The organism is Siphonobacter sp. SORGH_AS_0500 (genome assembly GCF_002838835.1).
Taxonomy (GTDB): Bacteria; Bacteroidota; Bacteroidia; order Cytophagales; family Spirosomataceae; genus Siphonobacter.
The window spans coordinates 108,475-128,854 of sequence record NZ_NHPP01000010.1; the positions used below are offsets into that span (position 1 = coordinate 108,475).

The 20,380-nt window shown below is 44.2% G+C and carries 18 protein-coding genes and 1 pseudogene; all 19 read left to right on the forward strand.

Annotated features, from left to right (window positions below; genetic code table 11):
- Positions 1 to 86: 86 nt before the first annotated feature.
- Positions 87 to 1,817: a biosynthetic-type acetolactate synthase large subunit gene (gene ilvB / locus BWI96_RS13675; protein ID WP_106637176.1), complete on the forward strand. Its 1,731-nt coding sequence runs from the start codon at positions 87 to 89 to the stop codon at positions 1,815 to 1,817.
- Between the two features lie 83 nt (positions 1,818 to 1,900).
- Positions 1,901 to 2,434 carry an acetolactate synthase small subunit gene (gene ilvN, locus BWI96_RS13680; RefSeq protein WP_106637177.1) on the forward strand — a complete coding sequence of 178 codons (534 nt, stop codon included), beginning with the start codon at positions 1,901 to 1,903 and terminating at the stop codon, positions 2,432 to 2,434.
- A 106-nt stretch (positions 2,435 to 2,540) separates the two neighbouring features.
- Positions 2,541 to 3,587, forward strand: a complete 1,047-nt coding sequence (gene ilvC, locus BWI96_RS13685) for a ketol-acid reductoisomerase (protein WP_106637178.1) — start codon at positions 2,541 to 2,543, stop codon at positions 3,585 to 3,587.
- A gap of 305 nt (positions 3,588 to 3,892) precedes the next feature.
- Positions 3,893 to 5,160 (forward strand): annotated as a pseudogene (ilvA, locus tag BWI96_RS13690) (threonine ammonia-lyase IlvA).
- Between the two features lie 60 nt (positions 5,161 to 5,220).
- A complete protein-coding gene (locus BWI96_RS13695) occupies positions 5,221 to 5,892 on the forward strand; it encodes a hypothetical protein (protein ID WP_106637179.1) in 672 nt (223 codons plus the stop codon).
- Between the two features lie 2 nt (positions 5,893 to 5,894).
- A complete protein-coding gene (locus tag BWI96_RS13700) occupies positions 5,895 to 6,341 on the forward strand; it encodes a hypothetical protein (protein WP_106637180.1) in 447 nt (148 codons plus the stop codon).
- A 232-nt stretch (positions 6,342 to 6,573) separates the two neighbouring features.
- Positions 6,574 to 7,614 (forward strand): hypothetical protein, encoded by a 1,041-nt coding sequence (locus BWI96_RS13705; protein ID WP_157830366.1) that lies wholly within the window; start codon positions 6,574 to 6,576, stop codon positions 7,612 to 7,614.
- A gap of 57 nt (positions 7,615 to 7,671) precedes the next feature.
- A complete protein-coding gene (locus BWI96_RS13710; protein WP_106637182.1) occupies positions 7,672 to 7,893 on the forward strand; it encodes a hypothetical protein in 222 nt (73 codons plus the stop codon).
- A gap of 110 nt (positions 7,894 to 8,003) precedes the next feature.
- Positions 8,004 to 8,873, forward strand: a complete 870-nt coding sequence (locus BWI96_RS13715; protein WP_106637183.1) for an AraC family transcriptional regulator — start codon at positions 8,004 to 8,006, stop codon at positions 8,871 to 8,873.
- Between the two features lie 69 nt (positions 8,874 to 8,942).
- Positions 8,943 to 10,349, forward strand: coding sequence for a 3-isopropylmalate dehydratase large subunit (leuC, locus tag BWI96_RS13720; protein WP_106637184.1), 1,407 nt, complete (start codon positions 8,943 to 8,945; stop codon positions 10,347 to 10,349).
- A gap of 29 nt (positions 10,350 to 10,378) precedes the next feature.
- Positions 10,379 to 10,588 (forward strand): hypothetical protein, encoded by a 210-nt coding sequence (locus BWI96_RS13725; protein ID WP_106637185.1) that lies wholly within the window; start codon positions 10,379 to 10,381, stop codon positions 10,586 to 10,588.
- Positions 10,570 to 10,959 carry a type II toxin-antitoxin system VapC family toxin gene (locus BWI96_RS13730; protein ID WP_198555261.1) on the forward strand — a complete coding sequence of 130 codons (390 nt, stop codon included), beginning with the start codon at positions 10,570 to 10,572 and terminating at the stop codon, positions 10,957 to 10,959. Before BWI96_RS13725 ends, BWI96_RS13730 begins: the two co-directional genes overlap by 19 nt.
- A gap of 2 nt (positions 10,960 to 10,961) precedes the next feature.
- A complete protein-coding gene (gene leuD, locus BWI96_RS13735; RefSeq protein WP_106637186.1) occupies positions 10,962 to 11,555 on the forward strand; it encodes a 3-isopropylmalate dehydratase small subunit in 594 nt (197 codons plus the stop codon).
- A 19-nt stretch (positions 11,556 to 11,574) separates the two neighbouring features.
- On the forward strand, positions 11,575 to 11,961 hold the full coding sequence (locus tag BWI96_RS13740) for a GxxExxY protein (protein ID WP_106637187.1): 387 nt from the start codon (positions 11,575 to 11,577) through the stop codon (positions 11,959 to 11,961).
- A 64-nt stretch (positions 11,962 to 12,025) separates the two neighbouring features.
- On the forward strand, positions 12,026 to 13,102 hold the full coding sequence (gene leuB / locus BWI96_RS13745; RefSeq protein WP_106637188.1) for a 3-isopropylmalate dehydrogenase: 1,077 nt from the start codon (positions 12,026 to 12,028) through the stop codon (positions 13,100 to 13,102).
- 323 nt (positions 13,103 to 13,425) lie between these two features.
- Entirely contained in the window at positions 13,426 to 14,565 is a 1,140-nt protein-coding gene (locus BWI96_RS13750; protein WP_106637189.1) for a 2-isopropylmalate synthase, read from the forward strand.
- A gap of 185 nt (positions 14,566 to 14,750) precedes the next feature.
- On the forward strand, positions 14,751 to 15,377 hold the full coding sequence (locus tag BWI96_RS13755; RefSeq protein WP_106637190.1) for an RNA polymerase sigma factor: 627 nt from the start codon (positions 14,751 to 14,753) through the stop codon (positions 15,375 to 15,377).
- Between the two features lie 121 nt (positions 15,378 to 15,498).
- On the forward strand, positions 15,499 to 16,626 hold the full coding sequence (locus BWI96_RS13760; RefSeq protein ID WP_106637191.1) for a FecR family protein: 1,128 nt from the start codon (positions 15,499 to 15,501) through the stop codon (positions 16,624 to 16,626).
- 191 nt (positions 16,627 to 16,817) lie between these two features.
- Positions 16,818 to 20,339 (forward strand): TonB-dependent receptor, encoded by a 3,522-nt coding sequence (locus BWI96_RS13765; RefSeq protein WP_232793731.1) that lies wholly within the window; start codon positions 16,818 to 16,820, stop codon positions 20,337 to 20,339.
- Positions 20,340 to 20,380: the final 41 nt, after the last annotated feature.

Genomic DNA, 20,380 nt, shown 5'->3' on the forward strand with positions numbered 1-20,380 from the left:
ATTTGATTGTCAATAGAGTAACTACTTAAAAATAAACGCTTAACGACTCATCGTTAACAGAAAGGAAGAATCCTATGGCACACCAGATGCAAACCGCTGCCGAGGTTTTGGAAGAAGCCTCCCAACGTACAGTAACGGGCTCTCATGCCCTGATGCTGGGGTTACTGGCTGAAGGAGTAGATACCATTTTTGGATACCCCGGCGGAGCAATCATGCCTACTTATGACGCTCTTTTCGATTACCGGGAGGTCCTTCATCATATTCTGGTTCGTCACGAGCAGGGAGCGGGTCATGCCGCTCAGGGGTATGCCCGCATGCAAAATCGGGCGGGTGTTTGTATGGTAACCTCCGGTCCCGGAGCTACTAACCTGATGACGCCCATCTGCGATGCTCTGCTGGATTCGACCCCCCTGGTATGCATCGTCGGTCAGGTATATAATAAACTTCTCGGAACGGATGCTTTTCAGGAAGCGGATGTAATCGGTATGACGATGCCCATTACCAAATGGAACTATCAGATTACCAATGCGGATGAAGTACCTGAAGTACTGGCCAAAGCCTTTTATATTGCTCAAACCGGTCGTCCCGGTCCAGTGGTGTTGGACTTTACACGGACGGCCCAGATGGAGCTGATGACGAAGCCATTTTCGTATAAAAAGTGCGAAACAATGGTGAGTTACAAGCCCCGGATGGTGCCTAAAGAAGATCAACTGAAGGCGGCAGCCGAACTGATTAACCGGGCTAAGAAACCTTATATTCTGGCTGGTCATGGTATTACCTTAGCGAAGGCCGAAGAAGAACTCAAGGCATTTACCGAAAAGACGGGTATTCCGGTGGCGGTTACGCTTTTAGGGATGTCAGCCATTGACGAAGACCACCCTAATTTCGTAGGCTGGCTGGGCATGCACGGTAACTACGGTACAAACGTATTAACGAACCAGTGTGATTTATTAATCGCCATCGGGATGCGTTTTGATGACCGGGTAACCGGCGATTTAAGCAAATACGCTACTCAGGCTAAAGTCGTTCACATCGAAATCGATCCCGCCGAAGTAGATAAAAATGTCAAAGCAACGGCCCCCGTTGTTGGGGATGCCAAAGAAGCTTTGAAAGCCTTATTACCGCTGGTGGAAGAACGTTCACACGAAGAATGGCGGAATGAATTCCGGGCGTACGATGCGATTGAAGACGAAAAAATCACCCGGGCGACGCTCTTCCACGAAGGCGATCAAATTAAAATGGGTGAAGTAGTCCATTTGATTTCGGAAAAAACCAAAGGTGAAGCGGTAGTCGTAACGGACGTTGGACAACATCAGATGCTTGCCAATCGGTATTACCGTTTTAAAAAGCACAATTCCGTAGTAACCTCTGGCGGGGCGGGAACGATGGGTTTTGCCTTACCCGCAGCCATTGGTGCCAAAAGAGGAGCGATGGATCGCGAAGTAATCACCTTCATTGGTGACGGCGGCTTCCAGATGACGCTCCAGGAATTGGCTACCATCTGGCAGGAAAACCTGAATATCAAGATCGTTATCCTCAATAATAACTTCCTGGGTATGGTGCGGCAGTGGCAGCAATTGTTCTTTGACAATCGCTACAGCTTCGTGGACATTAAGAACCCGGATTTCGTAACGATTGCCAAAGGATTCCACATTGAAGGACATACCTGCCGGGATCGGGCGGCTTTAAGTGACTCCCTGGATACCATGCTGAATCATGACGGACCTTACTTACTCGAAGTCATTTGCGAGAAAGAAGAAAACGTATTCCCCATGGTTCCAGCGGGGCAGGCGGTTGATAAAATCAGATTAGAGTAGGACTTAGTTGTTGTTGGTTGATCATTGCTCGTTGACAGTAAAAACAAACAAGATTAACCAATAACCATCAACCAAACACTACGATGACTAATTACACCATTTCCATATTTACCACGAATACGGTTGGTTTACTGAATCGTATTACGATTGTCTTTACGCGTCGCCGCTTGAATATCGAGTCGCTGACGGTTTGCGAAACCGAGCGTAAAGGCGTATCCCGCTTTACCATTGTACTCAAGTCCGAAAGCCGGGAATCGGTCGAGAAACTGGTTCGCCAGATTCGTAAACTGGTCGATGTGCTGGCTGTATACGGGTATCTGGATGAAGATATTGTCTTTAATGAGACAGCCCTGTTTAAAATCTCAACGCCGCTGGGAGGTCTTGCACTGGACATTGAGCGTGTAAACAAGGATTTCAACGCCTGGGTTGTGCATTGGGGAACGGATTCGGTCGTGATCGAAAAATCGGGAACCGAAGCGGAAATTATGGAATTTTACCATTACATCAAGCCCCACGGTATTCTGGAATTCGTTCGTTCAGGCCGTATCAGTGTATCAAAAGAAGAAAAAGGACTCGTAGAGTACCTGCCTTCCGAAGGCGTTTGGGAAATAGCATAAGAGTCTGGGGTTTTGAGTTTAAAGTTGTGAGTTGTTTTAACTCTAAACCCCAAACTCCAAACTAGAAAGAGCTTTTACAATTTTATTACCATCAAATCTAATCAAAATGGCAAAGTTGAACTTTGGCGGAGTCGAAGAAGAAGTAGTAACCCGGGAAGAGTTTCCCCTTGAGCAAGCTCGTGAGGTCCTCAAAGACGAAGTTATCGCGGTAATCGGATATGGCGTTCAAGGTCCTGGTCAGGGTCTGAACATGAAAGATAATGGCTTCAATGTAATCGTTGGACAGCGTAAAGATTCTAAGACCTGGGATAAAGCCGTTGCAGATGGCTGGGTTCCTGGCGAAACGCTTTTCGAAATCGAAGAAGCCCTGGAAAAAGGTACCATCATTTGCTACCTGCTTTCTGACGCTGCTCAGATTGCAGTATGGCCAACCGTAAAGGCTGCTCTGAAACCTGGTAAGTCTCTGTACTTCTCACACGGTTTTGGCGTAACTTACAAAGATCAGACGGGTATCGTTCCTCCTGCGGATGTTGACGTATTCTTAGTAGCTCCTAAAGGTTCAGGAACTTCACTGCGTCGTCTGTTCGTTGAAGGTAAAGGTTTGAACTCAAGCTTCGCTGTATACCAGGATGCTACGGGTAAAGCTCGTGAAAAATGTATCGCTATGGGTATCGGCGTAGGTTCAGGTTACCTCTTCGAAACGGATTTCTACAAAGAAGTAACTTCTGATTTAACGGGCGAGCGTGGTACGCTGATGGGTGCTATTCAGGGGATTTTCGCGGCTCAGTACGAAGTTCTTCGCGAGAACGGTCACTCTCCTTCTGAAGCATTCAACGAAACGGTAGAAGAGCTGACTCAGTCTCTGATGCCTTTAGTAGCTGAAAACGGAATGGACTGGATGTATGCCAACTGTTCTACTACAGCTCAGCGTGGTGCTCTGGATTGGTGGAAGCCTTTCAAAGAAGCTACGAAGCCTGTGTTCGAAAAATTATACAACTCGGTTAAATCAGGCGAGCAAGCTCAGATTTCCATCACTCGTAACTCACAGTCAGATTACCGTGAGAAACTGGAAGTAGAATTAGCTGAACTACGTGAATCTGAAATGTGGAAAGCCGGTGCTACCGTACGTAGCCTGCGTCCCGAGCGTAGCTAGTAGCGTTTATATGTTTAGGGTTTGGAGTTTAGGGTTTAGAGTTAAAAAAATAACTCACAACGTTAAACTCAAAACCCCAAACTCAATTGGGGTGAATGAGTGAATGTGAATCCATTCGTTCATTCACCCTTATTAGTAAAGAGTGAAGAATAACAGCGTACAGTCAAGTGAACAGGGAAGAGAAACTGGAAACAGGAAACCGCAGCGGCGGCCGCTCAAAACTGTAAACTACTCCAGCCCAGCGTTAAAAGATATCTATAGTGACTACCCCGGCACAGACGTTAGCTCGTCGCATTGAAGAGAAGATGAAAGAAACCGTTGATTCCCCGACGCTATTCCCCCAGCTTGACGACATATTCCTTGCCGCCGAACGCTTGCGTAAAGTGGTTACGCACACCCCCCTTTCCCAAAATCTGAACTTATCAGCTAAGTTTGGAGCCAATGTATACCTCAAACGCGAGGATCAGCAGATTGTTCGTTCCTATAAATTAAGAGGAGCTTACAATTGCATGGCCAAGTTACCCCCCGAAGCTCTGGCTAACGGAGTAGCCTGTGCCAGTGCGGGTAACCACGCTCAGGGCGTGGCCTATGCCTGCCATAAAATGGGAGTAAAAGGGACGATTTTCATGCCCAGCACCACGCCCAACCAGAAAGTAAAGCAGGTAAAATTATTCGGTAAGGAAGAAGTAGAAGTAGTACTCACGGGCGATACTTTTGACGATGCTTACGTGGCTGCCCGTACCTTCGAACGCGAACAGGGAGCTACGTTCGTACACCCCTTTGATGATCTGGGCGTAATGGAAGGGCAGGGAACGGTAGGCCTTGAAATTTTCAAGGATGCCGATTTTAAAATTGATTACGTGCTCTTCGCCATCGGTGGGGGTGGGTTGGCTTCGGGCGTCGCTACGGTATTCAAGCATCTGTCTCCGCATACCAAGCTCATCGGCATTGAGCCAGCCGGAGCTGCTTCCATGCGTGAATCCATTAATCATGGCAAAATTGTAACGCTTGACGATATTGACAAATTTGTCGATGGAGCAGCCGTGAAGCGGGTGGGAGACATGACTTATGAAATCTGTAAAGAATTACTTGACGACGTAATCGTAGTGCCGGAAGGCAAAGTTTGTACAACGATTATGCAGTTATACAACGAAGAAGCCATTGTAGCTGAACCCGCCGGGGCTCTGAGTATTGCTGCTCTTGATTTTCTGAAAGATGAAATCAAGGGAAAAACGTGGTGTGCCTGGTAAGTGGGGGTAATAATGACATTACCCGGATGGAAGAAATTAAAGAGCGTTCGCTTTTGTACGAAGGCCTGAAGCATTATTTCATCATTCGGTTTCCTCAGCGGGCAGGGGCGTTCCGGGAATTTTTAAACGTATTAGGGCCTAATGATGACATTACTCGCTTTGAATATGTAAAGAAAACCAACCGCGAGCAGGGGCCCGCTATTGTAGGTATTGAATTGAAATCCAAGAGTGACTTTTCGTCTTTAATTCACCGCATGAATGAAGCAAAAATCACGTATGAATATTTGAATGACAAGCCGGATTTATTTGGGATATTAGTATAAGGATACAGATAAAATGGGAAATTCATTAATATTGTTTTCCCATTTTATCTACCTAATCTAATGTTCCGCTATTTTTTAATAAGTGCACTTTTGCTATTTTGGGCAGAGTGTGGATTTGCTCAAAGCAATTTCCAAAAAGGATATATTGTAAAAACAGAAGGGGATACTTTATTCTGTTATATTGACTACCAGGATTGGTCCGATAGCCCAGCTGAAGTCTACTTTAAAAGAGATCTTACCCAAAAAGAAGAACGTCTAACGGCTTTAAGTAGTAAGGGTTTTTACATCGAAGGTAAAAATGAACACTATGAATCTCATTTGCTTAATCTTTTATACGTAGGCATTGAGGTATACGAAAGTCGCCCGGATCACTATTTTCAGCAAACGTTATTTCTTGAAAAACTTTGGAGTAATACGACCATTAGTCTGTATTACGGACAGAGTGAAAAAGACGGTAAACCCCGTTTTTTTATTAAAGATTCTACTTCCTTCTACGAGTTACTTAACTACAGCTACTATAAAGAAGTCAACGGTCAGAACTATCTGGTTAAGATTGAAGAATACAAAAAACAGCTCAGCCAGCTTACAAGCGATGCGGCAGGTTTTTCAATGCCTATACCACCTTATGCTGAGCGATATCTTATCAAATATTTGCAGGCCTATCATGAAAAACGCACCGGAGGACAGTCGGTAAAGTTAGAAAGGAAGATGAGCGTACTTCCTTTTATGTAGGTTTGAGTGCAGGGTCAGAGCGGTTAAACATCACCAACATCCGGCAGAAGGAAAATAATCTAAGTCTGGGGCTGGCTCTGCGAATTAATTTCCCTAGGAATCATCAGAATACCTTTATTAAAACCGCCTTCTATGTCACTCCCAAAATGATGATTTTTGATGAACTAAATCAAAAACAGGGTGCTGGTCGAGTAAATAACCTGGAATTAGTAGCTGGTCAATACATTGGTAGCGGTAAAATTCAGCCCTTCTACTCGCTTGGAATGACGTATTTTGAAACTCCCGTCAAGTCTTTTGGGTTTATAACGCCAACCATAGGAATCGCTTATAAAAAACAGATGGAACTAGAAATAGCTCATTTCTCACCTCTGTTTTTTCAGATTCAGGATGAAACTCCTTCTTTAATTCCTACCCGGATTACTTTCAACTATTTCTTTAAGGCTAGATAAATAGAACTTAGATAGCCTCTATTCAGAATTGGAATGATAGCTCAGCTAGTCATTGCAATTAGCGAGAGGAGGCTTAACAAATGAAGTTTTATCTAGATGTAATACTTTTAAGATTTACCCTATGCTTTTCCGATCTCTATTAATCTTACCATTTGTTTTTATTTCGTTTATTACGGCGTTAGCTCAAACCCAATTTCAACCCGGCTATGTCGTAGTCAACCCATCCGATACGTTGAGGGGTTACATCAATAATAAAGACTGGGATATCAGCCCTACTCAGATCGCTTTCAAAAAAGATCTTTGCCAGGAAGAACAGATTTTTACTGCTGAGCAGATTTCTGCTTTTTATATTGAAACGGATCAGTCGATTTTTGAATCCCATCAATTAAAGCTTTTAATTGTTACTAGTGATCTCTATGCTTCTATACCTAATACCTACGTAGAGCAAAAGGAATTTATTGAACGAATCTGGACTAACGGGGCTATTAACCTGTATCGTGAAAAGAGCCCACGCGATGAACGAGAACGTTTCTTCATTAGTCAGTCCAACCGTTTTTACGAATTGGTTAATTTCAAATACAATAAAATTAAAGATGGTCAACAATACAGTGTTACCATTGATGAATATAAGGATCAGCTTGCTCAATTAACGGCCGGAACATCGGGTTTTTCTGCTTCAGCACCTACGTATTTTTCTAGTCAAATCATTAAGTATCTCAATGCATATAATGAAAAATTAACGGGTCATAAACAGGTTAAGCAATCAACGGAGCGAAAAATGGCAATCTTCGTAGGATTAGGAGCCGGGATTGAACGATTAAATAGTTATGATCTAAATCGACGTGATAACGATTTCACTGCAGGACTTGCGGTAAGGGTGCACTTCCCACGTAATCATCAGCGGTCTTATCTAAAAGCCAGTTATTTTATGACTCCTAATATGTATTACTATAATATATACACGGAGAAAGGTCAGCCTCAATGGGGAAGTGCAGCTGAAGTGTCAGTAGGAACCTATATTGGTTTAGCCAAGGTTCAGCCATTTATTAGCGTTGGTTTTGGACATTACTGGATATCTCCACCTTCGAGTAAAAGAATTCTGTACCCTACCTATAATTACACGATTTTACAGCCGAGTGTAGGCATTAGCTACAAGAAGTGTTTAGAGCTGGAAGTATCTCATTTTGCTAGCCTCTTTTTCAAGAGCAGAGCAGACGCTACCTTTTTCGTTCAGCCAAGAATTTCTTTAAATTATTATATAAAAATCAAATAATAAACTATATTGACCCTCTTTTATGTTATAAAGTACAATTCAATAGAAGTACATATCATGAATACAGTATCCGAACTACGGGAGCTGGCTGCCAGTTTAGCGGCTTTCCCAACCGAAGAAGAGAAACTAGAGTTTTTACATCGGCAATTAGCCGCTTTTTCCAATCTTTCTCCCGAACATCAAACCCGCCAGCTTCTGGAATGGGAAGCTTTTCAGGAAAAAGACCATAAGATTGTAGCAAAACCCATTGCTAGTGCAGAAAGTAAAAACGCTGCTTAGTTTTTAGAATTTTAGTTTGAGCAGGTTTGACGGTGTTTGAAGTTTGAGAGATTATTTACTTTCAAACGGGTTCAAACGGTCAAACCTGCTTCTTTTAACCCCCGTTTGCTGTGCTCCGTGTCCCTGCCTTCATGCATGCCCATGAATTTGAATCCCTCAAGATTCAGGACATGACCTTTGTGGCCTATCGAAATCAGGACCCTCCGCTACGTAACGAAGTATTTTTTGAAGAACACGCCGTTATTTTCGTGCTGGAAGGAGAGAAGCGTTTTCTGGCTCCCGAAGGCGAAACCCGGGTGAAAAAAGGAGATGTCGTATTTATTCGGAGAGGTTATTACTTTATGCAGGAAGCCTTAGACCGGGCGTATCGAAGTCTGGTTTTTTTCTTTCATGAAAAGCTATTGAAATCCTTCGTTGAGCAAAATATTGAATTAATCTCCGGTCCACTGCAGAAACGGGAAATTGAAAACCCATTACTGGTGTTTGCTGGTAATGAAAGCCTAAGTGCGTTTGCCGATTCGATTTTTCCTTATTTTCAGCGTCCTACACCGTTTTTAAATCAATTTCTACGACTGAAATCCCACGAGTTATTATTGCTTTTGATGGAAAATGACGAAACGGGTCAGTTAAAGGCTTTCCTTCATAGCTTGTATCAGGGAGAAAAACTTGATCTGGAATGGTTGCTGAAAAGTTATTACCTAAAACCTTTGTCCTTAAATGAGTTAGCTCGACTGTCGGGGCGGAGTCTTTCGGCTTTTAAACGGGATTTTGAAAAACAGTTTGCCAGTAGTCCCGCCGCGTGGATTCGAAAAAAGCGACTGGAACACGCTGTTTTTTTATTGGAAAACTCTGGAAAAAACGTCTCCGAAATCAGTTTGGAAATAGGGTATGAAAGCGTTTCCCATTTTATTAAAGCCTTTAAGGAACAATACGGCTCAACGCCCACTTTATATAATAGGACTAAAAACGCTATCGTTTGAACGTTTGACGATAGCATGAATTTAGATTGATCCCCCACTTTTGTAATCAATATTGATTTCCTGATCACAATGAGCAATACCCCTCAAACATTATTCGATAAAATCTGGGACAGTCACGTCGTGAAACGCCAGGAAGGATACCCCGATGTGGTATTTATCGACCGTCACTTCATTCACGAAGTAACCAGCCCTCAAGCATTTGATGGGCTGCGTAAACGCGGAGCCAAAGTTTTTAACATTAACCGTACGACGGCTACGGCTGACCATAACGTTCCTACCAAGGATCAACACCTGCCCATCCGCGAAGCTCTTTCACGGCATCAGGTAGAAAAACTGCGGGAAAACTGCAAAGAGTTTGGCATTGAACTTTACGACCTGCTGCACCCCTTCCAGGGCATCGTGCACGTCATCGGACCCGAGTTAGGTATTACGCAACCGGGGATGACCATCGTCTGCGGCGATTCTCATACTTCGACCCACGGAGCTTTCGGTAATGTAGCTTTCGGCATCGGTACGTCAGAAGTAGAGCAGGTCTTGACGACGCAGTGTATCATTCAGTCGAAGCCTAAGAAAATGCTTATCGAAGTCAACGGAACGCTGGAAAAAGGCGTGACGGCTAAAGACTTGATTTTATACATCATCGCTAAAATCTCAGCGGCAGGTGCGACGGGTTATTTCGTCGAATACGCGGGTGAAGCCATTCGCAACCTGACAATGGAAGGCCGAATGACGGTATGTAACATGAGTATTGAAATGGGTGCTCGCGGCGGAATGATTGCCCCCGACGAAGTAACGTTTGATTATATGCGAGGTCGCCGCTTTGCACCTCAAGGCGAAGACTTCGACCGCAAAGTAGAAGAGTGGAAGCAGTTGAAAACTGACGAAGGTGCTCAGTTTGATAAGGTATTAACCTTCGATGCTGCCGATATCAAGCCGATGATTACCTACGGAACGAATCCAGGTATGGGCATCGGTGTGACGGATCACGTGCCAACGCTGGAAGAGATTCCTGCTACGGAGCAACCTTCTTTTCAGAAGTCATTGAATTACATGGGTTTACAGCCCGGTGAAAGTCTGTTGGGAAAAGCTATTGATTACGTTTTCATTGGATCATGCACGAACGCCCGCATCGAGGATCTTCGCGAAGTAGCTGAGTTTGTGAAAGGCAAGCAAAAGGCTAATGGGGTAGAGGTGTGGATCGTACCCGGCTCTAATCAGGTAGCTGAACAGGCCAAAGCCGAAGGGCTCGATAAAGTTTTTGAAGGAGCCGGTTTCGAATTACGCGGTCCCGGTTGTTCGGCTTGTCTGGGTATGAACGAAGACAAGGTACCCGCAGGCAAATATGCCGTGAGTACGTCTAACCGAAACTTCGAAGGTCGGCAAGGACCTGGAGCTCGGACGTTGCTGGTTTCTCCTCTGACTGCCGCTGTAGCTGCTGTTACGGGGAAAGTGGGCGACATCCGGGAATTGGTATAACTATCACTTAGTAAAAAAACGCAAAGGTCATGACTCAGCTAATCTTGAAAATCAAAGATGATTCGAAAGTGAATTTTGTTGAAAAATTACTTTCTGAATTAGACTATGTAGAAATTCAGGTTCCCAAAGCTAAAAGCAGTAAGAAGAAGACCGGATTATTTGAACATGCAGGAATGTGGGCTGGTCGAAGTATCGATGCTGACACCTTGAGAAAAAAAGCATGGAAGAAGGAAGATTGATCCTTTGCGATACGAATATTCTTATTGAAATCTATCGGAATAACGCTTCTATCATTTCGGAAGTAGGAAAGATAGGAGAGCTGAACGTAGCTCTTAGCGTAATTTCTGCGGGTGAGCTTTTGTACGGTGCTATGAACCGCAAAGAACTTGCCAGTATTCGTAAGGATCTAGCGAAAGTGAGTTTACTGAAGATTGATAGCCAGGTTTGTGAAATTTTTCTTCAACTCATGGCTGATTATTCCTTAAGTCATCATTTAGACGTGCCTGATGGACTGATTGCTGCCACTGCTATTCGTAATGATGTAGAGTTATTTACATTAAACAAGAAGCACTTTCAATTCATCCAAGGCCTTCGTCTATATTCATTATAAAAATGGCAAAAGAAACAATAACCAAATTGACTTCACAGGCGGCTCCGCTGCCTATTGAAAATATAGATACGGATCAGATTATTCCCGCCCGTTTTTTAAAGGCAACTACTCGTGAGGGTTTTGGCGATAACTTATTCCGGGACTGGCGTTATAATTCAGACGATACGCTGAAGGCGGATTTCGTTTTGAATGATCCTACCTATAAAGCCGCCAGAATTCTGGTAGCGGGTAAGAACTTCGGTATGGGTTCTAGCCGCGAACACGCAGCCTGGGCGATTCACGATTACGGCTTCAGTGTCGTTATTTCTAGTTTTTTTGCGGATATTTTCCGTAATAACTCGCTCAATAACTTTGTATTACCCGTTCAGGTATCCGAAGAATTCTTGACCAAGACTTTCGCCGCCATCGAAGCGGATGCTCAGGCTCAGATTACTGTTGATTTAGAAAATCAGCAGGTAACTCTACCCGACGGAACGGCGACTTCTTTTGAGATTAATCCCTACAAGAAAAACTGTCTGATGAATGGCTATGATGATATCGATTATCTGATCTCATTACGCCCAGAAATCGAAGCGTTTCAGGCGAGTTTGAATTAACCACAGAGGTGCACAATGTATGGCACAGAGTTTCACTGAGTTAAATAAAATTTCAAGTCAGATTCTGGGTTGTGCTTATCAGGTTCATACTGCTTTAGGTCCAGGCTTACTTGAGAGTGCTTATAAGGAATGTCTGGCTTATTCTCTTTCTAAAAAAGGTTTGTTCGTAGAAAAAGAAAAGCCCATGCCTTTGGTATTTGAAGAAATTAGGCTTGAAGTAGGGTACCGAATTGACCTTTTGGTTAATCAACAAATTGTAATTGAACTAAAATCAGTTGAAGCATTAAATGAGGTACATCTCGCTCAAATTCTAACTTACATGAGGCTTGGCCCTTACAAATTGGGATTATTAATGAATTTCAATGTGTCAAGCCTGAAAAATGGAATCAAGCGAGTCGTACTTTAATAAGAATACTCTGAGTAGCTCTGTGAAAAACTCTGAGTTACTCTTTGTTTAATTAAACCTGCAAATGTCAAGCAAGCACATTTTAGTAATTCCCGGTGATGGGATTGGTCAGGAAGTGACGGCCGTTTCCAAGCAAGTAGTAGAAGCCATTGGCCAGAAATTTGGTCATGAGTTTACGTTTGATTATGCCCTAATTGGTCACGCGGCCATCGAAGCCACGGGTCAGCCGCTCCCTGAAGAAACCATTGAAAAGTCGAAAGCTTCCGATGCCATTTTATTCGGTGCCGTAGGACACCCCAAATACGATAACGACCCTTCGGCGAAAGTACGTCCTGAGCAGGGGCTTTTAGGCATTCGTAAAGCTCTGGGACTGTACGCAAACCTTCGTCCCATCAAACTATTTGATGAGCTTTTGGAAGCGTCTAGCATCAAGGCAGAAATTCTTCGCGGAGCGGATATTCTCTTCTTCCGGGAATTAACCGGCGATATCTACTTTGGTGAGAAAGGACGCCAGGACGAAGGAGCTACCGCGTATGATATTGCCAAATACAGTAAATACGAAGTAGAACGCATTGCTCACAAAGCCTTCGAAGCTGCTCGGAGCCGTCGCGGAAAATTGTGTTCGGTTGATAAAGCCAACGTTTTGGAAACGAGCCGTCTGTGGCGTGAAGTTGTGCAGGAAATTGCAAAACAGTATCCTGACGTAGAAGTAGAGCACCAGTTTGTAGATTCGGCGGCCATGATGCTTATTAAGGATCCCCGTCGTTTTGACGTGGTGTTAACGGCTAATCTATTCGGGGATATCCTGACGGATGAAGCCAGTCAGATTGCGGGTTCCATGGGTATGCTGGCTTCGGCTTCGGTGGGAGATTCGGTAGGTCTTTACGAGCCCATTCACGGTTCAGCTCACGACATTACCGGAAAAGGCGTGGCCAATCCTCTGGCTTCTGTACTCTCGGCGGCTCTCATGTTGGATATTTCTTTTGGCATGAAAGCCGAAAGCGAAGCCATCATTGCAGCGGTAGATAGCGTACTGAAAGATGGGTTCCGTACGGGAGATATTGCTGACGCCACTACAGATGCTTCCAAAATCCTGGGAACGGATGCCATGGGGGCAGAACTGCTTAAGCGGATTGCTTAATCCTCAAAGCGAAAAAAGGTAATAAGAAAGTCCTCTTGTTACACAATAAATATTTGTCAGAATCAAATTTCCGGCTATTTTTGTCCTCACAATAGAAACCGCCTGTGTTATGTTTGCGAAGACTCTCAACCTTTCTCTTATTCTTCTCGGTCACACTGTCTGAGAACGGGAGCTGGTTGTAGCCATACTCAGCCCTTTCTCAGACTTCTGGGAAAGGGTTTTTTTATGAGGCGTTTTTATTGTTTTGACTTGATAAAGAAATCCCCGCTTGTTTATCAGGTTTAACCTAACCAAGCGTTAATTCACGATCACATTGTTTACTTATGAGCCAAAGAATTCAAATCTTCGACACCACCCTGCGGGACGGCGAGCAAGTGCCCGGCTGTCAATTAACTACCGAAGAAAAAGTAGTAATTGCTAAGGAACTTGAGCTTCTCGGAGTGGATGTTATTGAGGCGGGCTTTCCGATTTCAAGTCCCGGCGATTTTCGCTCCGTGGAAGAAATCTGCAAGGCAGTAACCGAGCCTACGGTTTGTGGACTTACCCGAGCCGTTGAGAAGGATATTGAAGTAGCCGCTGAAGCTCTCAAGCATGCCAAACGTCCCCGGATTCATACGGGTATCGGTTCCTCAGACGTACACATTCTTCATAAGTTCAATTCCACCCGTGACCAAATTCTGGAACGGGCTGTGAAGGCCGTGAAGTATGCCAAGAAATTCGTTGAAGACGTGGAATTCTTCGCCGAGGATTCAGGTAGAGCAGATCTCGAATTTTTGGCTCGACTGACCGAAGGCGTTATTAAAGCAGGTGCTACGGTAGTAAACCTTCCTGATACAACGGGTTATTTACTTCCCGAGCAGATGTACGAGCGTATTTCGTATTTGTTTGCCAACGTAACGAACATTCATCAGGCAACGATCTCTATGCACTGCCATAATGACTTAGGTCTGGCAACGGCGAATACCCTGGCTGGTATTCGGGCTGGAGCTCGTCAGGTGGAGGTAACCATCAACGGTATTGGTGAAAGAGCGGGTAATACTTCGTTGGAAGAAATTGCCATGGCTCTGAAAGTACATAAAGATCTGGGATTTGAAACGGGTATTGATTCTACACGTCTGTACCCCCTTTCGAAGCTGGTATCTGGCATGATGCGGATGCCCGTACAAGCTAACAAAGCCATCGTAGGCCGTAATGCTTTTGCTCACTCTTCGGGTATTCACCAGGATGGGCACTTGAAAAATTCATCTAACTACGAAATCATTAACCCTGAAGATGTAGGAGTGCCTAGCTCAGAAATCATTCTGACGGCTCGTAGCGGACGGGCTGCTTTGCGTCACCGTCTACAACTTTTAGGCTTTAAATCAGATAAGCTGGATATCGATAGTCTTTACGAACGATTTTTATTAATGGCCGATGAGCGTAAAATGATCCATGATCAGGATCTTATGGAGCTGGTAGGCTAAGCACATAACTTAATCAGGATGACAAAACGGTCTGTGGATTTTTCCCACAGACCGTTTTTCATTTCTAACAAGCTGAATCTATGCGAATTGGTTAAAAATTCATTTAAATCGAATAAGATTATACATATAATAAATTATAATATTGCTGTAATTTATATATTTGGAATTGATTACTTCTAAACTCTATGAAAACGACTACTAATCGACTCGTGAGCGAAGAACCGCTCTTATGGAAAAAATTCATCAGAGGAGATCGTCAGGCTTTTCAGGAACTCATTCTTTCGCATTACAAGCCATTGCTTAATTACGGCATGCGATTTTGTCGCGATCAGGATTTCGTTGAGGACGTAATTCAGGACCTCTTTATTTACTTATGGGAGCATAAGGAAGATTTGACAGAGACACCGGCTTCCGTTAAAAACTACCTCTTCAAGGCCTTTCGCAACCGGGTTATCTTTGACCTGAAGCAACATCAGCGATTAACTGATTTCTCTGAAAAACATGAGGATCGGGATGATTTTCTAGAAGGGGGCATTCAGGATAGCTGGATCCATACGGAAACTGAAACGCATCTGAATTCCCATTTGGCTTCAATTGTTTCCCAACTGCCTGACCGCCAACGGGAAGCCTTATTTCTGAAATATTATCACGACTGCGATATTCAGCAGATTTCGGATATCATGGGTATTAACCGGCAATCCGTTTCCAATCATCTTCAGAAAGCCATTCATTACTTAAAAGGCCATGTTCAGAAACAGCAATTGTTTTTTAACATCATTGGCTGTTTACCTCTATTACTAACGGATTTTTAGTCTTACACCTCCGTTCCCTTCATACTTAATCTGCTATACAGGGCTTTACTCTCAGGAAAAGAGTAGAATCTGGTTTCATGGAAAATTATTTTAAGAAAATTTATTATCAAAGAGTATATCCATGATCCATTTTCCTAATCGTATTGAAGTAAGCTCTCTCTTTAATTATTTCATGGATAGTTATAATGATTTCAAGGTAGAGGATTTTCTGGAAAACCCGTCCTTTCGGCATTGGGTCTATGGAAAAGCAACACAATCAGAAGAAAATTTCTGGGTCGCTTTTCTATTAAGATATCCCGAAGCAGAAGACGCAATCAGCCAGGCAAAACATCTGCTTCAAGCCTTGACAGAGCAAGAGATTGAGCTTTCAAATGCTTATATCAAGGAAAGATCCAATGAAATTATAAGTCAGCTAGCTCCCGAAACGCCTGTTTATCAGTTACGCTGGTGGAGATGGAATATCGCGGTGGCTGTTTTTGTAGCTCTGGGAGCTATAGCCGTTAGCTGGATCTATTGGAAATCGCAACGGCCAGTAAAAGCCGAATGGGCACAAGTAACTACGCCGGTAGAAAAGGATAAAAAAGGTTGGGAAATCGTCAGAAATACAAGTCAGCGGACGAAGCTGGTGTTATTACCCGATGGCAGTTCACTGCTTTTGCAGCCTAAAAGTCAAATAGAATTTCCGACCATCTTTCAGGCAGATAAACGGGAGGTAACGCTAAAGGGAGAAGGCTTTTTTGAAGTTAAAAAGAATAAAAAGCAACCCTTCTATGTCTACGCTAACGAAGTAATTACGAAGGTAACCGGTACAAGTTTCAATATCCGGGCTTTTGATACGGACGAAGAAGTGAAAGTAACGGTCAAGACGGGGTCAGTGGCGGTTTATAAAAAAGAGCAGAGCCAAACGCCTTCGCTGATCGTATTACCTAAACAGCAGGCCACCTTTGAGCGACAGGATTACAGTCTCCATCTCAAAAATATTACGTTGCCTGAACTATCAAGTCTCGAAAAAGAAACCTTTTCTTACGTTCATACACCGATCAAGGAAGTATTTGAAAAACTGAGTAAAACCTATGGAGTAGCTTTTCAGTACGATTCGGAGGCCTTGAAGTATTGCTCTCTAACGGCAGTATTGGATGATCGGCCCTTACAGGAAAAGCTAAACCTGATATGTACCGCTATTGAAGCCAAGTATGAATATCGTAATGGCGAAGTAGCTATTTACGGAAAAGGCTGTACTAAACCTTAATCAATTTCTAGTTTCTTCTTGACGATTTGCCTATGTAGAACTTTAACACCCCAATGAAAAAAAAGCCCCCGATGTTGCCGCATCGGAGGCCGAAAAATCTCCCCTTAAAAGCTTGCAAAAAAATGCACATCCTCTCAGAAAGGATGCAGGGGATCTGTTTGTCTAATTGGTTTATTAAACCTCCCAAATTTATGCAAAAAATTAGCTACTCAAACAAACTGCTGTACGACCTTATGAAAGTCAGTTTTGTGCAGTTTTTCATGGCAGTAGTTTTTGTTGGAGTCAGTCACGCACATGAGAGCTCCGGACAGGAAGTTCTCCGCCAACGAGTTACTATTGCCGTAAAAAATCAGGAACTGGAAGAAGTATTGGCTCAACTTTCGAAAATTGCCCACGTTCATTTTTTATATAGCCCTGAACTGGTGGCTTCTAATCGTAAAGTGAACCTGACTCTCCGCAACCAGCCCATTGGTTCGGCTTTACAGGAGTTGCTTAACCCTCTGGAATTAACCTACCAGATCATGGATGAGCAAATTGTAGTGAAGCGGAAACCCATGCTGGCCGCCCATACGGTGATGATTTCTGGTGAAAAAATCACTAAAACCGAAACGACCGAAACACCCGCTGATATTTCTATCAAAGGGGTAGTGCTTGGTGAGGATAACCTACCCCTGGTAGGTGTGAGTGTGCAGGTAAAAGGAACGACTATCGGAACAACAACTAAAGCCGATGGCTCCTATCAACTGACGGTGCCTAACAGCGAAGCCGTACTTATTTTCAGTTACGTGGGTTACCTCAAACAGGAAATTCCCGTAGGAACCAAGTCAACCGTTGATGTAATTCTACAAAGTGATACTCAGTCTTTGTCAGAAGTAGTCGTAGTAGGTTACGGTGAGCAGAAAAAAGAAACGGTAACGGGTGCGGTGACTACGGTAAAAGGTACGGATCTGGTGAAATCTCCCGCCGTTAACTTATCGAACTCTATTGCTGGACGGATGCCAGGTGTAATCGCCGTGCAACGCAGTGGTGAGCCTGGTTATGACGGAGCCGGTATTCGGATTCGTGGTACAAACACATTGGGTAACAGCGATGCCTTGATCGTAGTAGATGGAATTCCGGCACGGGCGGGTGGTTTTGACCGCATTAACCCAGCCGATATCGAGACGATTTCTGTATTGAAAGATGCTTCGGCTGCCATTTACGGTGCCCGGGCCGCCAACGGGGTTATTTTGATTACAACCAAACGCGGAAAAACGGGTAAGCCTGAGTTATCCTATTCCTTTAATCAGGGTTTCTCGCAGCCAACGGTTATTCCTAAACTGGCGAATTCTTCTCAGTTTGCGGAAATGCGTAATGAGTTGGAAATCTTTAATTTACCTGCCAATGAATGGCGGGCAGCCACGGATGCGTTCCGCTCTACAGGTAGCTACACGCGTCCAGATGGAACGGTAAAAGCAGCTCCTTATAAACCCGAAGATTTCCAGAAATTTGCGGACGGTTCAGATCCCTGGTTCCACCCCAATACTGACTGGTTTAAAGATGCTTTGAAAACTTGGTCTCCGCAGTCGCGGCACAATGTGCAGCTTAGTGGAGGTACTGAAAATGTGAAGTATCTGACTTCTATCGGCTATCAAAACCAGGATGCGTATTACAAAAATTCAGCCACGGGTTACAAACAGTATGACCTTCGTTTGAATCTGGATGCGAATATCAATAAGTACGTACACGTGAGTTTGGGAAGTATTGCTCGTCAGGAAAACCGTCGCTTCCCAACGAAAGGAGCTGGAACCATTTTCCGGATGTTGATGCGTGGTCTGCCTACGCAGCCAGCTTACTGGCCTAATGGCATGCCTGGCCCTGACATTGAAAACGGTGAAAACCCGGTGGTAATCACAACGAATCAGACGGGATATGACCGCGATACGCGTTATTACTGGCAAACGAACGGTTCGATTGATATTAAAATCCCGGGTGTAGAAGGACTGAAATTTACCGGAACGGCTGCTCTGGATAAATACATCAGACAAACCAAACGGTGGGAAATCCCCTGGTATCTGTATACATTCCAGGGAGCGTACGAAAGTGATGGCGTAACGCCTGTTTTAGTACGAGGCAAACGTGGTCCTGCGGAACCCCGACTGACCCAGGGTAATGAAGATCAGTTGAACGTACTGTTAGGTGGAATCGGAACCTACGAACGTAAGTTTGGAAATCATGCCCTGACGGTTTTAGCGGGTGTGAACAAGGAAACCGTTCGTAACGATAACTTCAGTGCATACCGTCGTTACTTTATCTCTACCGCTATTGATCAGCTTTTCGCGGGTGGTGACCTGGAGCGTACGAACAACGGTGGTGCCTGGGAACGTGCTCGTTTGAACTACTTCGGTCGGGTGGCCTATAACTACAAAGAGAAGTATCTGGCTGAGTTCCTGTGGCGATACGATGGTTCTTACATGTTCCCCCAGGCAACCCGTTACGGATTCTTCCCCGGTATCATGGCTGGTTGGCAAATTTCAGAAGAAAACTTCTTCAAGAACAATGTCAACTTCGTGAATTACCTGAAACTGCGGGCTTCATACGGCCAAATGGGTAATGACCAGATCTATTATAACGGGTCCCTTCAGGAATATCAGTATTATTCGACGGCAGGTTTTGGTACGTACGTAATCAATAACCAGTTACAGAAAACGTTGTATGAGTCTCGCGTTCCTAACCCTAACATTACCTGGGAGGTAGCTAATAACTCAAACATCGGTCTGGAAGGACAGTTGTTCAATGGAAAAATCAACTTCGAGTTTGAATATTTCTACAACAAGCGGACGAGTATCCTGTGGCGTAAAAATGCTTCCATTCCTCAAACAACGGGTATGAACCTGCCTGCCGAGAACATCGGTAAAATGCAGAATACCGGTTTTGAATTCAAGGTTGGTCACAACGGACAGAAGGGTGATTTCCGCTATAACATTAGCTTCAACGGAGGTTACGCCAAAAACAAAGTTCTCTTCTGGGATGAAGCAGCAGGAGCCCCTGCTTGGCAGCGTACGACGGGTAAACCCCTGAATGCATTCATGTTCTATCAATACGACGGGGTATTCAAGGACCAAGCCGATATTGATGCCACACTTGCCAAGGTGGATTACTCAGCCATTACGAATACCGTTCGTCCTGGAGATATGAAGTACAAAGACTACGATGGCAATGGAAAAATTAATCCAGATGACCGCGTTCGTGGTAACAAGAACACCATTCCTACGCTGCAAGGCGGTTTGAACGGCTCGTTCTACTACAAAAACTTCGATCTGACGGTGTTATTCCAGTACGCTACGGGTGCTCAGTTGTACGTTAGTACGGGTGAATCTGGAAGTATTGGTAACTACCTGCTGGACGTATACCAACACCGCTGGACAGTGGACAATCCAAGTGATAAACACCCCCGGATTGCGGACCGTAGTAACCAGTATTATTCTTACGACAACACGTACTGGCTGCGTAGCTCCGATTACATTCGTCTGAAAAACCTGGAGTTAGGCTATACCCTGCCTTCAACCATCAGCAGGCAGATTGGCATGAATGCAGTGCGTTTCTATGTAAATGGTCTGAACCTCTTTACAGTGGACAAACTGAAAGTGTACGATCCTGAAGCAGATAATACTACGGGTCAGTACTATCCCCCTGCTCGCATCATCAACACGGGCTTGTCTATCACATTCTAAGGAAGGTTAGTTTGGGTGCTATTGTTCTTACCGAAGGATAG

Coding starts and splice junctions, on each gene's coding strand:
- ilvB (WP_106637176.1), top strand. CDS start 87: ATGCAAACCGCTGCCGAGGTTTTGGAAGAAGCCTCCCAACGTACAGTA.
- ilvN (WP_106637177.1), top strand. CDS start 1,901: ATGACTAATTACACCATTTCCATATTTACCACGAATACGGTTGGTTTA.
- ilvC (WP_106637178.1), top strand. CDS start 2,541: ATGGCAAAGTTGAACTTTGGCGGAGTCGAAGAAGAAGTAGTAACCCGG.
- BWI96_RS13695 (WP_106637179.1), top strand. CDS start 5,221: ATGTTCCGCTATTTTTTAATAAGTGCACTTTTGCTATTTTGGGCAGAG.
- BWI96_RS13710 (WP_106637182.1), top strand. CDS start 7,672: ATGAATACAGTATCCGAACTACGGGAGCTGGCTGCCAGTTTAGCGGCT.
- leuC (WP_106637184.1), top strand. CDS start 8,943: ATGAGCAATACCCCTCAAACATTATTCGATAAAATCTGGGACAGTCAC.
- BWI96_RS13725 (WP_106637185.1), top strand. CDS start 10,379: ATGACTCAGCTAATCTTGAAAATCAAAGATGATTCGAAAGTGAATTTT.
- BWI96_RS13730 (WP_198555261.1), top strand. CDS start 10,570: ATGGAAGAAGGAAGATTGATCCTTTGCGATACGAATATTCTTATTGAA.
- leuD (WP_106637186.1), top strand. CDS start 10,962: ATGGCAAAAGAAACAATAACCAAATTGACTTCACAGGCGGCTCCGCTG.
- BWI96_RS13740 (WP_106637187.1), top strand. CDS start 11,575: ATGGCACAGAGTTTCACTGAGTTAAATAAAATTTCAAGTCAGATTCTG.
- leuB (WP_106637188.1), top strand. CDS start 12,026: ATGTCAAGCAAGCACATTTTAGTAATTCCCGGTGATGGGATTGGTCAG.
- BWI96_RS13750 (WP_106637189.1), top strand. CDS start 13,426: ATGAGCCAAAGAATTCAAATCTTCGACACCACCCTGCGGGACGGCGAG.
- BWI96_RS13755 (WP_106637190.1), top strand. CDS start 14,751: ATGAAAACGACTACTAATCGACTCGTGAGCGAAGAACCGCTCTTATGG.
- BWI96_RS13760 (WP_106637191.1), top strand. CDS start 15,499: ATGATCCATTTTCCTAATCGTATTGAAGTAAGCTCTCTCTTTAATTAT.
- BWI96_RS13765 (WP_232793731.1), top strand. CDS start 16,818: ATGCAAAAAATTAGCTACTCAAACAAACTGCTGTACGACCTTATGAAA.